We start from the raw sequence: 15,310 nt of genomic DNA on the forward strand, positions 1-15,310 counted from the left end.
CTTTAGTTATCCTTCCGCTGATTCCTTCTTGGCTTCAGTAGCTTTGTTCCGTTTGAGTCGGCCGTTCGGAAGATGCCGGCTGCGAGTACCTGTCTTCATCGCGATGATGCTGAAGATGCTGGAAGGCTTCGCCTCCGCAGTAACCGCGCCATCTGTCTCCGGTACCAGAATGATGCCGAGCTGATGATGGTCCCCGTCGTAGATCGGGCTCTGAAGGTATTTGCTCTCCCCTTCACGGTTCTGCACCTCCAGCTTGCAGAACGCTGGATTCATGCGCAGCGCCTCATGTAGCTGCGCGGCATCGGTCAACAGGACCCCATTGACCTTCAGTAAAATCTCGCCGGGCAGGATGCCCAGCTCCTGCCCGGGACTGCCCGGCAGCACGGCCAGCACCTTGCGGCCGCGCGGTGGATGCACGAAGATGGGGCTGATGCTGCGCTCTTCCAGAGCGCTGTACCAGCTTAACCCTTCGTGCAGCACCATCGCTGCGAGCGCCGCGAGCAGGGTCAGCGGGCTCCACCAAGCGGCAAGCAGGCTTAAGCCGAGCAGGACGATGCTGTACATCAGCAGCCGTCCTGAAGTGCGGGCGGCCTTGCGCCCGGGCAGCATGCCCTGCGTCATCTCGCTGAAGCCGATGATGACGGGCAAAGAGACAATGCCAAGCCCACCGCCCAGCAGCGGCTGCCATGGCAGCTCCGTTCCTGCCCCCGCAGGGATCAGCAGGAACAGCGGTAGCGGCCAGAAAGCCTGCAGCTGATAGCCGCCGACAACCATGCCGCGCTTGCCCTTCAAGAAAAGGGGCGTCGCAAGCTTCGCCCCTTGCCAGCGGGCCAGCAGCGCCTCCGCCATGTGTAGTAGCGCAGCTAGCACTAGCAATGCGGGAATATCCATCTCCCGTATGGCTGTTGTAATATTCCCGACCGTTCCGCCATGTAAGGCATCCGGAAAGAAAGACAGTATAAATTGAATCACACCTAGCAGACCTATAGAATAAGCGAAGCACAAATACCGCACTCGCAATAGCGACAACAGAATACTAACTACCCAAATGCAGGCCACAGCTGTACCTGATAAGGATACCCCTAACAATATGGCTGCAATAGAAACTACTAGTCCCATCACCAGCCCGCTCCACACCGTTCGCCACGTTTCTTGACCCCAGCTATGTAACTTCACATGAATTAGCTTACGTTCTAATGCCACCTGCCGACGGTAATACAACGCAATAAATATAATAGCAATATAGTAATATGGCTGGATCAATAAGTGTAAGAACGCAGTGCCCAAGCTTCCTAACCATTCCTGAATCACATTCAAACTGTTCGTCACACTCCTTCCTACTCTACCAAAAAACTTTCATGAACCCCTGTTCACATACCAGAGTGAAAATGTTCATCCCTCTTATTCATTCATACCATTCACTTTGGCTAGACTATAGAAAGCCTGTAAAAGTGCAGCATTTTGTACAGATATCCTCTTCATTAAGCGCGAATACTGCAAATGTACAGGAATAACCTCACTTATAGCTCGAAAGCTCCTCATGGAGCAAGTATTACTGCAGATTCGCAGGAATTATTGTTTCGGCCATTCTCGTACCATAAAATAAATGTATTATTGCAGGTTTATTCGGCGGTTATCCTTACTAATTAGTCAACCATCAGCAGCTTTGAGCTACACCGTGTGCGCTATACCCTTGAACGATTAAATATATCTAGAAAAAAAGAAGGCTGAATTCAGCCTTCTTACTTTTTCGACGCTGCCGCCTTAATTTCCTTCTGAATCTCAGCAATCCCTCTATTCCGTTGGTTGTCGTTGGCAGGGTCCTGGATCACTTTGATCAGTGCCACCTCCAGCGCCTCCGCGGTCTTGGCATCAATCATCCCTGTGACTTGAAGTTTCGCTTCACTCTGGAATTTCTTCACTGCATTCTTAGTACCAGTATCGAAATAGCCATCTTTGCGACCAGGCTTGTAGCCTAAGCCATCCAGCATCGTCTGTGCACTCTTTACATCACCGTTGTTCATGTTATATTGCAGCGTCACGCTCTTGTTAATCGGAGCCACTGAGAAGTAATCCGGCTGCGCTACCGCGATATCCGGTTTAATTCCCTTGCCGTGGATCCATGTGCCGTCCGGTGTAAGCCATTTAGCAATGGTAACCTTCAGTAAGCTGCCATCTCCAAGCTGTTTGTCAAAGCTTGTCTGCACCGTGCCTTTACCAAATGAATTATCACCTATTAGCTTGGCTCCCGCTGACTGCTGCAAGGCACCCGCCAATATTTCCGAGGCGCTCGCGCTACCTTTATTCATTAGCACTACCACTGGATAAGCCTTGCTAGATCCCTTGGAGGTGCTAACTTCGCGTTTTTTATCTTTGTATTCTATTTGAACTATGTTTTTACCAGCTGGAATGAACTCTTCAGCCATCTCAATAACAATCGGGAGGACACCGCCTGGATCATTACGGACATCAATGACCAATCCCTTCATGCCTTGCTTCTCTAGCTTTCCAAGCTCTTCCTTGAATCGTTCTGCAGTATTTAGGGAGAACTGAGTGACCTCGATTACCCCTACACCGTCTTTTTCCATAGTTGAGTATACCGTCTCAAGCTTCACATCATCCCGAGTAAGAGCGAACTCTAGAGGCTCTACAGAGCCAGAACGTTGTATTTTCAAAGTAGCCTTACTGCCCTTAGGGCCACGAATCTTCGCAACAGCAGCATTTAGATCCATGCCTTCTAGCGATTCTCCGTTAACGGACAAAATGACATCCTTAGCCTGAATTCCTGCTTTTTCAGCAGGTGAACCCTTGATTGGGGAGACCACGACTACCTTACCATTATCCGAAGAGACCTCCGCACCGATACCTGAAAAGGAACCTTCAATGCTTTCTTCGAATTTCTCAGCTGTTTCTTTACCCATATAGTTGGAATAGGGATCGCCTAGCGCTTCCATCATACCGTTGACAGCACCATCTATCAGCTTCTCCCGGTCTACCGTCTCGTAGTAATTGCTCTCAATCAAACTAAGCGCAGTCCCAAGCTTCTGGGATTCCTTCTGCTGTAGACCTGCAACCTGCAACGCAGAGGCTAATCCTTGTCCTGCAGCTTGTCCAAAGACATGAGTATAACCCGTCACGCCCAAGGTTACTAAACTACCGCATAGCAGGGCGGCGATAATCATAAACGCCGCGGTGCTTTTTTTTAACATGATGTTCCCACCGTCCCTTCTTGTCCATCTTGTAAACAACATCCTAAGTCCGTCCTGAAAGGTACGGTATCTCTTCCAGTATATGCCGTACAATCAAATAATATGAGTTATAAGTTCGTTAAAAATTAGAGATAAGGCATAGGATTTACAATCTTACCGTCAATCCGTACTTCGAAGTGAAGGTGGGGCCCCGTTGAATTACCTGTGGAACCAGATTCTGCAACCACATCTCCGCGATTGACTTTATCCCCGGCACTAACTCTAAGACCGCCTTTACGTATATGTCCGTAGAGCGTCCAAACTCCGCCTCCATGATCAATAATTACACAATACCCGTAACCGCTCCACCATTCAGCCAAGATAACCGTTCCGGAATCCGCCGCATGAATATTGGTTCCTTGTGGAACCGCAAAATCGACGCCGGTGTGTACTTTCCCCTTCTCACCCGTAATTGGATGTGTCCGTGGTCCATATGGGGATGAGATTCTTGCCGATCCTACAGGAAGTAGAAACGGCCCATCTCCACCTGAGTATCCCGTATCACTAGAGCTGGAGCTTGAACTGCTGCTTGCTTTGGCAGCTGCAGCCTTCTTGGCAGCCGCCGCAGCTCTACGAGCCGCTTCCGCCTTAGCCGCTGCTGCTCTGCGAGCCGCTTCCTCTGCCTTAATCTTATCCTTTTGCGTTTCCAGCGCAGAGCGTTCGCTTGCCAGTTTGACTAGCTTTTCATTCTGCTCTTCACTTAAATCATCACTTTCTTGAATTTGCTTATCATAGAAAGCGATAAGCTCCTGTTTCTCAGCTTCTTTCTCCTTCAGCAGACTTCTCTGTTGTTCCAAAGAAGTATACAGCTGCTTGGCTTGGGCATATTGCCCTTCAAGCTCTTGTTTCTTCTCTATCACCGTCTGCTTGTCCAACTTATGTTGAACTAACAGCTCCTGGTCCTGATCCACAATCATCTTAAGTGAATCCGCGCGATCTAGAAAATCAGCGAAGCTTGTCGAGGAGAGCAAAACATCCAAGTAAGAAACCGCACCATCGGTATACATTAATCGAACACGGGATCCTAAGACTTCCTCTCTAGAGGCGACTCGCGCTTCTGCTTTATCCAATTCCGTTGCCGTAACATTCAGAGATTGTTCTGTATCGGAAATTTGGGTAGAGATTTCGGTCATTTTGCCCTTAACTTGATCCACTTGCTGTAAGACATACTGCAGATTGAGATTCGTCTTATTCTTATAATGCTGTGCTTCCTGCGTTTGGGACGCCGCTTTCTCCTGCTGCGCCTTAGCTTCCTGCACCTCTTTTTGCAGCTGCTTTAGCTGCTTATCGATTTCGGCAACACTTGTTTTTTTGGCATATCCATCAGAGGGCTGGAATATAGTGACAGCTAGTAACATTACGGCTAGTCCGGCAGCAATCTTCTTCAACTTGCACTCCCCATCCTTCACTTTTTAATATTAAACTTTCAAGAACCTACGAATAGAAACCGTGCTTCCCCAGACGCCGATCAGCACGCCTAGTCCAACTAGTACACCGACGACCAGCATCCAAATATTATCGAACGGAATTAGCTGCAATTGGAGCATAGGATCTCCCTGTACGGTCGATTCCAAAGTGCTGTAACCCAAATACAAGACAACAGAGGTAATGAGCGATCCGATCAGACCGATCAATGCCCCTTCTATAAAGAAAGGCCAGCGAATAAAATAATTTGTCGCGCCTACGAGCTTCATAATGCCAATCTCCTTACGACGAGCAAGTATCGTAACCCGAATCGTATTAGAGATGAGGAACATAGACATGAGCCCCAGACCTGCTACAAAAATAAAACCAATGTTTCGTACAGCGCGTGTTATTTTGAACAAGGTTTCTATCGAGCCCTTGCCATATTTCACTTTGTAAATGGGCTGATCAGTATGTGTCTTGTTGAGTGCTTCAATCTTCTCAGCCACAAACGATACCGTAGTAGGTTCGACAACTTCTACCTTAAGCGTATCTGGGAGAGGGTTATTGTCTTCATCGAACCCTTCCAGAAGCTCAGCCGCATCCTCACCCATATCTGCACGGAGATCTTTAAGTCCTTGATCCTTGGAGATGAACGTAATCTTGCTGACCTCCGGCATATTGCCAATTTCAGTCTGCAAAGTCTCACGCAACTTCTGATCTACATTTAATGCCAAATGCACATTAATCTGTACCTGGCTGTCTGCCTCATCCGCTACAGCATTCACATTAAGAACAAGAAGAATAAATACACCCAGGACAAAAAGAGAGACGACGATGGAAGTGATCGAAGCAATCGACATCCAGCCATTACGGAATACGCTTTTGAAGCCTTCCCGCAAGTGTCGCAAGAAAGTCTTAAAACTCATAGCCATATTCCCCTCTCGCCTGGTCTCTCACAATGTTTCCGTTCTCAATCGCAAGCACCCGCTTGCGCATTTTATTCACGATATCTCTATTATGGGTAGCCATTACAATTGTTGTTCCACGAAAATTAATTTCGTCCAGCAGCTGCATAATGCCCCATGAAGTCTCAGGGTCCAAGTTACCTGTAGGCTCGTCCGCAATAATAACAGATGGGTTATTAACGATAGCCCGAGCAATTGCAATACGCTGCTGTTCTCCACCTGAGAGCTGTGAGGGCTCACGATTTGCTTTATTTTTGAGTCCAACCAGATCGAGAACTTCATTCACACGTTTCTTGATGACCTTCTTCGGGGCTTCAATAACTTCCATGGCAAAAGCGATATTCTCATACGCTGTCATCCTTGGTAATAACCGAAAGTCTTGAAACACTACGCCGATATTACGACGCACATATGGGATTTTACGTTGTTTAAGCTTCCCTATGTTAAAGCCTCCCACAGAAATTTGACCTTTAGTTGGCACTTCTTCTCTATAAATCAATTTCATAAAAGTAGATTTACCCGCGCCGGATGGACCGACAACATACACAAATTCATTGCGGTCAATTTTTACTGAAACTCCTTGCAGTGCGTGAGTTCCGTTAGGGTACGTCTTCCATACATCTTGCATTTCAATCATTTTCTCACTTCCCAATTATGACATTTTCCACTTGTGTGAATCGACAGGGTACAGCTTAAGTTTCCATAAACTTCAATATTTCCGCAATGTATCTATTGTAACAAATCTGTAACCGATTGAGTACCCCGTAACTGCCCCACTATTCGAAAGTTTTGTAATGTCTGTACATATACATATAAAAAGCACCTACTGTGCCGCTCGCAGAAGCCATCCAGGAAGGAGATTATTCATGAAAAAAATCCATCTTACCCTCATAATAGTCATTGCACTCATCCTTATCGGCTCATTAATCTATGGGGGACTTCAACTATATGGTCATAAAAACACGCTTCCAAAAGGTACAACCCTTGCCGGATGGGAGGTGGGCGGGCTGAATATCTCAGAGGTACGTTCCGAACTGGAGAAAAAGCTACAGGCCCTTGAATCTATCCCCCTTGTGTTGCAGGTCGAAGGGAATTCTGAGCTTACCCTCAAGCTTAAACAAGCTGGAATGGCCTATGAAGCCGCTGCTTTTGAGCAAGGTCTACAATATCTTACGGAGGGGCGGCTATGGGATCGTGTAAAAGCCCGCTACAGCTTCCCCCAGAATTGGAGTCTTGAAGCCCATCTGGATATTGCTCAATTACAGACCATCCTAAGTCCCGCTTGGGAGAGAGAATCCTTCGGAGATCCAGTAGATGCTACGCGGCGAATTACCGGGGATGATCGTGTAGTGTATACGCCTGAGAAGACTTCCCTTGAGGTGGACTGGACAGGAATGGTGACCTCACTATGGGCCGCTGCCCCCACTCGTTTTAGTCGTCTACTCTCGCTGCAAGAGAAGGGGATTACTTTGGAAGTTCCATTAACCATATTACAACCGGACATCACTCTAAACGCTCTAAAGGAGCAAGGCATTGAGCGAAAAATCATGCAATTCAGCACCTCTCTCGGAGCAAGTGGACCTGGACGAATCTACAACGTCGAATCAGCAGCCAAAGCTGTGAACGGAACCGTGCTCCCACCTGGAGCCGTTTTTGACTATGGCAAAGCTATTGAAAAAGCAAAAATAGAATACGGCTTCCGCGAAGCACCAGTCATTGTGAACGGTAAGCTACAAGCCGGCGTCGGCGGCGGAATCTGCCAAGTTTCCAGTACGCTGTACAATGCCGCTTTGCGCACCGGACTGGAGATTGTGGAGCGCCGCAATCACTCCTTGCCGGTCAACTATCTACCCAAAGGCCAGGATGCCACCTTTGCTGAAGGCTATATCAACTTCCGTTTTCGCAATACGACTGGCAAATATCTAGTCATTAAAGCTGCTGTGCAAGGTCGATCACTATCGATCAAGCTCTTCGGTACTTTTCCGAAAAATGTTACATATAAGGTCCACTCACAAATCGTAGAGGTGCTGCCTCCAGTCGACAAGTACGTAAACGACCCTTCCCTCCCCCGTGGAGGCTCACGCGTTATACAAAATGGGAAGACCGGATATGTTGTTGAGACTTACAGCACCCGGATTGTTGACGGTAAATCCACTGAGGTAAAGAAATTATCCCGTGACGTGTATTACGCACAAAAACGGTTAATCGCCATCAATCGTGGAGGCGTAAGTAAATCTGTTATTCCAGAAGCACCTAGAAAGCAGTTGGTAGAGGATGGCGTTCGAAGTGAATAGATTACCTACAAAAAAAACGGTCAGACCTTGTGAGGTTCTGACCGTTTTAGCTTGTGAATCTATTTTACCTGTAGATGACCTTTCTCGCCTTTAAAATTTACGATTCGGGGGTACATTAGAAATAGATCTATAATCAGAAAGGATGAACACCATGTCAACAGCTCTTGTAAATGATCTCTCTAATATTGTCCGCAGTGCACCTGCTATTTTTGCCTCACGTACTTGCAGAGAAGCCCTTCGCGTAATGTTCCAGCACCCAGAATCCAAATGCATCGTCGTCTGTAACGCCACGAATGAACCGCTTGGATTGTTAATGTGCGACCGTTTCTTTTTAAAAGCCACGGGAAGATCAGGAGTAGATCTGTTCTACAAAGAACCTGCCATGAAGCTTATGAACAAGACACCACTGGTCTATGACATCTCCACTCCACTTGAGACCGTATTAGCTACTGCAATGAATCGCCCAGAACCTATGAAGAATGACTGTGTCATTATTACCCGTAAAGGCAAATTCGCAGGTGTTGTTTATATCTCTGACCTGAAGCGCTGTTAGTTGTAGCCCTTCCCCTTTTCATTCCTCTCCTGCCTACCCATTTCCTCAAAAAAGAATATCCGGTGACGTGTCGATTCTCCAGTATCCCTCCACTTTCTTCAGCTTCACATACACCGACTCACTACTTTGCTGCGCATCTGGATAAGGAACAGTCAGTTCAAATTCAGCGGTTGTCGCAGTTTTGGAGAGCATGCGGGCGGTGGCTTTTTCATACATTAATAAATTGCCTACATCTGCATTAACCTGCGACATTCTTCCGTTATACTCCAAAAATTGAGTCTGCACATAATATGCCGCTGCATTGTGAGTGTAGGCTTTTTTTATGTAATTCATCAGCTTCGTCTTTGTGCCAATGTCACTGGAAAGATAACGGTACTCCTGCGCTTTATACGTGAAGGTTTCTATCGGGAAGATGTTTCCGCCTCGATTACTATAGAAATAAAGAGCTCTTGCATGGACTACCAGCGGTATGATACTTTTCACCGTCAAATTATTGATGGTAGCAGGGCCCTCTTTCCCAGGCGCAGACACAGCCACCTTCTTGATTGCCGTACTTCCTGCTGACGGTGAAGCTGCCATAGCTCCTCCACTTGCTGAGATCAGGCCTATGGAAAGGGCCAACGAACCAATCATCCACTTTTTGTTCATTCGGAATTCCTCCTTTTTGATCTGAAAAATACAGGCGATAGCCACTGTTCCAGCTTATGCACCCCGCAAGCTAAAATACCCAATAAACAGAGGAATGAATACGCATTTATATTTTATAGTAAAGAAAAAAATCCACCCTCCTGATTTACAGGAAAAGTGGAGTCGTGAAATAGTGTTATTACAACGGTTAGAGATCTAATTCGAAGATGGAGTAACAACCTCATAATAAGCTGTGAAAGCTACGTTAGCAGTCAAGATACTTTCAGGACTATCCTTTGATCGCTCTTCATAGGATTGCTGGAAATTAAACGAGTCTACATTCACGATACGCGCCAGCATTTGTAGCTCATCCATCCACTGCCGTATGCTTGTATAGGTGCCCTCTACTACAGCAGTCATTTTAACTTGTTTGACCGTCGGGAACAGCACTTCAGCCGAACCAGTCATTTGCTGAATCGGATTAGCCTCATCCAAAATAAAGCTGACATCCTTTAAGCGTGCCTGTGAGGACATCCCAACCGCTCGTAGATCATCAATCAAGCCTTCGCTGTCATCGCCTTTCGGGAGTGCTGCCAGAAGTTCCTGTTGTTCGGAATCTAAAGAAGTAGCGCTGCTTTTTAGTTCATTAATTTTAGTTTGAAGAATCTCTGCTTCTTTTTCCAGCTGTCCGATCTCGGCGTTCTGTGCAGATATTTCTTTATTTGTCGGTTGAACACCCAGCATATAAAAGGCAAACAGCATCAAGAACAAAATCAATACACCCAGTACGATTGGAGAGCGATACTTATTGAACTGTTCCATCGCTGTTCACCTCCTCTTGGCTTGCATCCGTTCCATTTGTCTGTTGATTATTTGCTAATAAGTTTACTTTATAAATGGCTGTATACATATTTAAGGAAGTGGCTGCATTCGTTGGCCCCGCACTCTGATCCACAGTCCCTTCGGTCAGCTTCGAAATAGAAGCATCCACTATAAAGGACATCTGACGCAGTTGTCTTAAATAGTTAGAGGCATCTACCATAGTAGGTACATTTACAGTCAGGTCAATCGATGTCAGGTAGGTGTAGTTAATGTCACGGAGCAGAGAACCCGGTGGCAACCCTTCGACTAATTCATCTAGTATGGGAACAGCAATCACCTTATTGTTCTGAATCTCTGCGATTGCCGTCTTCCGATCTAACTGCCCAGGTCCACTGTTTTTAAGCTTCCCAAGCTCTACCTGCAGCATTAAACTGCGATCCTGCAAGCCTTGCAGCTCCTCTTTACCATTAGAGATTTGACCCTTATTAGCCGAAAAATAAATCCCCGTCCCAATCGTTCCCACCAGCCAGATCGCCACAAGACCCATGGTCACATAGGGGAATAATAACGTCTCCCGATCTTCTCTTGGCAGTAGGTCAATTGTGTCCACGCTGATCATGCTTTTTAGAGCTGCCCCGGCCGCTACTCGGTAATCATTTAACTCAAGATCAGATACAGCAGCTTTACCCATCTGGTCTAGGCTTTTCGGTGTAATCTCGAGTTCTGCCAGCGACTGCTGAAGCTCTAGGTCTAGCTGTTTGCGAATGGATGGGACACCTGTTATAACTAAGTTTTTGATACGAGTTGAGCCATCGTGCAAGCTATATTGGTAGAAGCTGAGCATCCGCGAGATTTCCGCAGTGATCTCCACCATTTGTTCCGGTGATAATTGCTCTTCCACAGCAACTGCTGTTTCTGCCAAAACTTCACTGTCTGCCATAAATTCCAATGCCGCAACATTTCGACCTTTATGCAGATCAAGCAAGTTAATCGTACGAATGAACACCGGATTCCCGTTTCTGAACATATAAACGTCCATGACGGATGGCTCTAGATTAATCAACATCGTTTCCGCAAAGCTTTCCCCATGTGCAGTTGCTATACTTCGCGCCAAGGCGGTTGCCGAAATTTCAACACTGCTTATTCGTAAACCCGCACGCTCCAAAATCTCTACATAATCCTGTATCGATTTCCGCGGAGCGGCAAATACGAGCAAATGGCTATGTTCCTCATCCACTTCGAGCGTCACATAGTCGTAAACAGGATTTTCAAATGGCAAATGCAGCCCCGTCTCCACTTCGAGCTTTACGAGCTGTTCAACCTGCTTATCGTTGGTACTTGGGATACTCATTTTGCGGATAATGATCTGCGAAGGTGGAATCGACAAGGAAACCTTGCTGCCCCTTAACCCTTCCTTCCTCACCCACTGCCTAACCCGATCATAAAGCGCCTCGCTATCCGCCACCTGATTCTCTATGATCATGCCTGGAAGGAGCGGGAGATACCGTTTTTTGCGAACTTCCCATGACTGTTTATTCTTAAAACTAATATAACGAATTCCGGTAGCTTCAATTGAAAGTCCGGCCACTTTAGGGCCTAATCCAAGCATATGTCGATGTCCTCCTATCCGATGAGCGAGAGATACGCGCCAATGATGTCTGAACCATATCCGTAACTAATTAAAGCCCCTATTGCTAACCATGGTCCAAAAGGAACCGGTTGTTTGCGTTTGATGATTCCGAGCAGCATCAGCAGTCCTCCGACCACACTTCCAAGCAGACAAGCCATTAGAAAAGCCAAAATCACATTCGGAAATCCAATCACCAAGCCCAGCAGCGCAAATAGCTTCACATCCCCGGCACCCATCCCTCCAAACAGAACAAAGGGGATAAGAGCCCCTCCCCCAAGCACAGTTCCCAGCAAGTGATGCCATAACGGCCCCTCTGGATAGAGCAATACAAGAATAAGCAGTATCGGCAAAAAGAATAGCAATACCCTGTTCGGAATCAGCATGTACTTCAAATCCGCAACCGTCACAATAACCGCTAAACTCACAAACACGAACCCGAGGATTCCCTTACCTGTCAGCCCAAACTGCAAGTACACCCATAGAAAAAGCAAACCCGTTGCAGCTTCTCCGAGCGGATATAAAGGCGACACCCTTGTGCCGCAGTAACGACACTTACCTCCTGACAGCAGGTAGCTTATCACCGGAAACAAATCCCGCCCCTTTAGCCGCGTATTGCAGTTCGGGCAATGGGAAGGCGGGTTGAGCAGAGATTCCTTTGCTGGCACCCGCAGTGCCACAACGTTATAGAAGGAGCCTAGAATCAGGCCCAGTAAGGTGATGTAACTTGCGATGAATATCGTCATGGATGTCCTCTGTTGGCTTTCTGGATTTTAAAAAAGGAATCGGGAAGTCCGATTCCTTAGTAGTCTAAGTATAAGTTTTGTAGTACTATTACTTTGTCTTTGATTTCAATACCTGTTCCGCTGAAAATTTACCTTCAGTAGTACTCCCTGCCGTAACATCTGACGATCCTTTAGGTTTCGGTGCAATCACTATATAATCCAGTTGACCCTTATCCGTATAGTAAACTGTTCCTGATGTGATTGTAGCTTTAGTACTTGGAAGGCTCAATTTATTATCTAAATAACCTGCAGTTTGCATATCTGCTATAGTTACATTTACTGCAGATGTAGAATTACTGAATTGACCATCTTTTACACCAACGATATATAATCTTGAAGCATCATAGATTTGACGAGCAGTAGCAATGTCCGAATCCTCTTTAGCATCAGAGATTATGTTCCCAATCAAAGGTATCGCAATAACCGCAATAATCCCCAAAATAACGATAACTGCCAATAACTCGATTAGCGTAAACCCCTTTTGATTTTCCTCTTTGCTCAATCTTCTCTTAATGGCTTGTGCTAACATTTTATTTCCCCCTCTAAGTGGTGTGTGATGATACAGCCTATATCTTTTATTTCAGTGAATCCCGCTATAATGCTCGTCCTTCCTTGTCCAGCGCTAGCAATGGATCTGCAACCCTGCCCCGCCTCCCCGGCGTCACCCCTCTCAATATCTTCAAGGAACCGCAAGGTTCACATATTGCCGTACAGACTGAACATCGGCAGCATAATAGCGGCCACAATCACACCTACAATACCTGCTAGAAAAGCAATCAACAGCGGTTCAAGCAGTGACTTCAGACGATCGACGGTATTTTCTACGTCCATCTCATAGAAATCAGCTACCTTAGACAACATCGTGTCGAGCGCCCCCGTCTCTTCACCAATCGCAATCATCTGTGTTACTAGCGGCGGGAAGACCCATGCTTTTTTCAACGGTTCAGATAGTGGATTTCCTTGTCTCAGCGAATCACCTGCACTTCGGATAAATCCCCCAATGACCCTATTTCCTGCTACCTCTTCTACAATCACCAAGGATTGCAGAATCGGAACTGAGCTGGCATATAGAGATGAAAAAGTACGCGTAAACTGAGCAATCGAGCCTTTTTGATTCAGCTTACCGAACACCGGAATCTTCAGCTTGGCATAATCCAGCGCATAGGCTCCCTTTTCCGTGCGTTTGGTAATCTGAAAAGCTATCACTAGGAGAAGAACGCCGAGTATCCAGAAATACCATTGACCTTGAATGCTTTTGCTAAGCGCCAATACCATCTTCGTAATCGCCGGAAGCTCTGCATTCATCGATTCGAACATCGTTACAAACTGCGGAACTATCGCCCATAGGAGGTATATAACCGCTCCAATCGCCATAACCCCGACGGTAATCGGGTAAGTGAGCGCAGATTTGATTTTCTCCGTCGTGGAATGCTGCTTCTCAAAAAACATGGCCAGTCTGTCGAGCGTCCCCTCAATATCACCGGATTCCTCACCGGCACGGATCATGCTGACGAATAGCTGCGGGAAGATTTTTTTATGATCCTGAACAGCTTGTGAGAACGAGATTCCGCGCATCAGGCTTGAATTCACTTCCACAAGTGCTTTACGGAGCGGTTTGCTCTCAGTCTGCTCTGCCAAAATACGCGTTGCATCTACAATCGACACTCCAGCACGCATAAGCGTGGCAAACTGTCTACAATAAATGATGAAATGAAGTGGCTTAACCGGATTACCGATATAAATATCCATTGAGAGAATCGTTGTTTTGCGTTCGATCAGCGAGAATACCGTAAGGCCCCGCTTGCGTAACTCCTCCATTGCCGTAGGCTTATCTGTTGCGGTTAGCTTTCCTTTAATGGACTTGCCTGCGGTTGTCTTTACTTGATATTCAAAAAGAGGCATCAGCTACTCACCTCCGCCATAAACGACTTAGCTGCTGCTGGTTCAATGAACCCCTGTGATAAATACTCACGGATACTCATGTCCAACGTATGCATGCCTTGCGAGCGTCCGGTTTGCATCACATTTTTAATCTGATGTGTCTTTTCGGTACGAATGAGATTGGCTACGGCAGGTGTATTCACTAAGATCTCTGTTGCACATATCCGCCCCCGTCCTCCAACTCTTGGAAACAAGCGCTGACTGACAACTGCCAGTAATACTGAGGCTAGCTGTGAACGAATCTGCCCCTGCTGATGACCCGGAAAAGCGTCAATAATTCGATCAATTGTCTGTGGTGCGTCTGTTGTATGTAAGGTTGCCATCACAAGATGACCTGTCTCCGCGGCAGTAACTGCTGCTGTAATGGTCTCCAGATCCCGCATCTCTCCAACGAGAATAACGTCCGGATCCTGACGTAACGCGGCACGTAGTCCGCTCGCAAAGCTAGCTGTGTCGCTGCCCACTTCACGTTGATCCACTAAACAGGTTCCATGACTATGCAGAAATTCTATAGGATCTTCAAGTGTCACAATATGCTTGCTTTCGGTCTTGTTAATGTAATTCAGCATAGCTGCTAACGTAGAGGATTTACCGCTGCCCGTAGGGCCTGTAACTAGAATCAAACCTTGTGGTTTGAGTGACAAAGCGGACAAAATCGGAGGCATCGACAGCTGTTCTAGACTCGGAATCTCTGCAGCAATCGCCCGGGCAGCGATACTAATCTCGCCCCGCTGACGATAGACATTCACCCGAAATCTTACGCCGCCATCCAGCGGATAAGAGAAATCCACCTCACCTGCATTCCGAAACACTTCGTTTCGTTCACTGCCAAGCAGCGCTTCTGCCATTTCTGCAGCTTCATCGGCTGTTACTGGTGCACCCTCAAGTGGGTGAAGTGTTCCATCCATACGTATCACCGGAGGCGAGCCTACAGAGATATGTAAGTCGGAAGCTTTGGAGGAGTAAGCCGTCTGCAAAAGCTGTCTAATATCCCGCGTATACGTTGGCATCGGCTGCTCCCCCTATTTTAAAATGAAAAGA

14 protein-coding genes are annotated in these 15,310 nt (G+C 46.8%); 2 read left to right on the forward strand and 12 right to left on the reverse strand.

Annotation, left to right across the window (positions count from 1 at the left end; genetic code table 11):
- Nucleotides 1-6: 6 nt before the first annotated feature.
- From MKY99_RS27995 to ftsE, 5 genes are all read right to left on the reverse strand, one after another.
- Nucleotides 7-1,317: a PDZ domain-containing protein gene (locus MKY99_RS27995; protein WP_339267492.1), complete on the reverse strand. Its 1,311-nt coding sequence runs from the start codon at nucleotides 1,315-1,317 to the stop codon at nucleotides 7-9.
- Nucleotides 1,318-1,742: 425 nt separating this feature from the next.
- The gene (locus MKY99_RS28000; protein WP_042192313.1) at nucleotides 1,743-3,209 is read right to left on the reverse strand and encodes a S41 family peptidase; all 1,467 of its coding nucleotides are present in this window, start codon (nucleotides 3,207-3,209) and stop codon (nucleotides 1,743-1,745) included.
- A gap of 125 nt (nucleotides 3,210-3,334) precedes the next feature.
- Entirely contained in the window at nucleotides 3,335-4,636 is a 1,302-nt protein-coding gene (locus MKY99_RS28005) for a peptidoglycan DD-metalloendopeptidase family protein (RefSeq protein ID WP_339267493.1), read from the reverse strand.
- Nucleotides 4,637-4,666: 30 nt separating this feature from the next.
- Nucleotides 4,667-5,581 (reverse strand): permease-like cell division protein FtsX, encoded by a 915-nt coding sequence (ftsX, locus tag MKY99_RS28010; protein WP_042192317.1) that lies wholly within the window; start codon nucleotides 5,579-5,581, stop codon nucleotides 4,667-4,669.
- Entirely contained in the window at nucleotides 5,571-6,257 is a 687-nt protein-coding gene (gene ftsE, locus MKY99_RS28015; RefSeq protein ID WP_042192319.1) for a cell division ATP-binding protein FtsE, read from the reverse strand. Before ftsE ends, ftsX begins: the two co-directional genes overlap by 11 nt.
- Nucleotides 6,258-6,486: 229 nt before the next feature.
- Here ftsE and MKY99_RS28020 point away from each other — a divergent pair, with 229 nt between their 5' ends.
- Entirely contained in the window at nucleotides 6,487-7,914 is a 1,428-nt protein-coding gene (locus tag MKY99_RS28020; RefSeq protein WP_339267495.1) for a VanW family protein, read from the forward strand.
- Between the two features lie 151 nt (nucleotides 7,915-8,065).
- Nucleotides 8,066-8,467, forward strand: coding sequence for a CBS domain-containing protein (locus tag MKY99_RS28025; RefSeq protein ID WP_339267497.1), 402 nt, complete (start codon nucleotides 8,066-8,068; stop codon nucleotides 8,465-8,467).
- 45 nt (nucleotides 8,468-8,512) lie between these two features.
- Here MKY99_RS28025 and MKY99_RS28030 read toward each other — a convergent pair whose 3' ends face one another.
- The 7 genes from MKY99_RS28030 to MKY99_RS28060 all read right to left on the reverse strand — a co-directional run bounded on the left by MKY99_RS28030 (nucleotide 8,513) and on the right by MKY99_RS28060 (nucleotide 15,279).
- The gene (locus MKY99_RS28030) at nucleotides 8,513-9,115 is read right to left on the reverse strand and encodes a DL-endopeptidase inhibitor IseA family protein (RefSeq protein WP_339267499.1); all 603 of its coding nucleotides are present in this window, start codon (nucleotides 9,113-9,115) and stop codon (nucleotides 8,513-8,515) included.
- Between the two features lie 195 nt (nucleotides 9,116-9,310).
- Entirely contained in the window at nucleotides 9,311-9,916 is a 606-nt protein-coding gene (pilO, locus tag MKY99_RS28035; protein WP_339267501.1) for a type 4a pilus biogenesis protein PilO, read from the reverse strand.
- On the reverse strand, nucleotides 9,900-11,525 hold the full coding sequence (gene pilM / locus MKY99_RS28040) for a pilus assembly protein PilM (RefSeq protein ID WP_339267502.1): 1,626 nt from the start codon (nucleotides 11,523-11,525) through the stop codon (nucleotides 9,900-9,902). The genes pilO and pilM overlap by 17 nt, the downstream gene beginning before the upstream one ends.
- A gap of 14 nt (nucleotides 11,526-11,539) precedes the next feature.
- Nucleotides 11,540-12,289 carry a prepilin peptidase gene (locus MKY99_RS28045; RefSeq protein ID WP_339267504.1) on the reverse strand — a complete coding sequence of 250 codons (750 nt, stop codon included), beginning with the start codon at nucleotides 12,287-12,289 and terminating at the stop codon, nucleotides 11,540-11,542.
- A gap of 88 nt (nucleotides 12,290-12,377) precedes the next feature.
- Entirely contained in the window at nucleotides 12,378-12,857 is a 480-nt protein-coding gene (locus MKY99_RS28050; protein ID WP_042131308.1) for a type II secretion system protein, read from the reverse strand.
- Nucleotides 12,858-13,024: 167 nt separating this feature from the next.
- Nucleotides 13,025-14,230: a type II secretion system F family protein gene (locus tag MKY99_RS28055; RefSeq protein ID WP_339267506.1), complete on the reverse strand. Its 1,206-nt coding sequence runs from the start codon at nucleotides 14,228-14,230 to the stop codon at nucleotides 13,025-13,027.
- A complete protein-coding gene (locus tag MKY99_RS28060) occupies nucleotides 14,230-15,279 on the reverse strand; it encodes a type IV pilus twitching motility protein PilT (RefSeq protein ID WP_339267508.1) in 1,050 nt (349 codons plus the stop codon). The genes MKY99_RS28055 and MKY99_RS28060 overlap by 1 nt, the downstream gene beginning before the upstream one ends.
- Nucleotides 15,280-15,310 lie beyond the last annotated feature (31 nt).

Origin of the sequence: Paenibacillus sp. FSL R5-0470 (assembly GCF_037975205.1) — a bacterium.
Lineage (GTDB): Bacteria > Bacillota > Bacilli > Paenibacillales > Paenibacillaceae > Paenibacillus_AQ.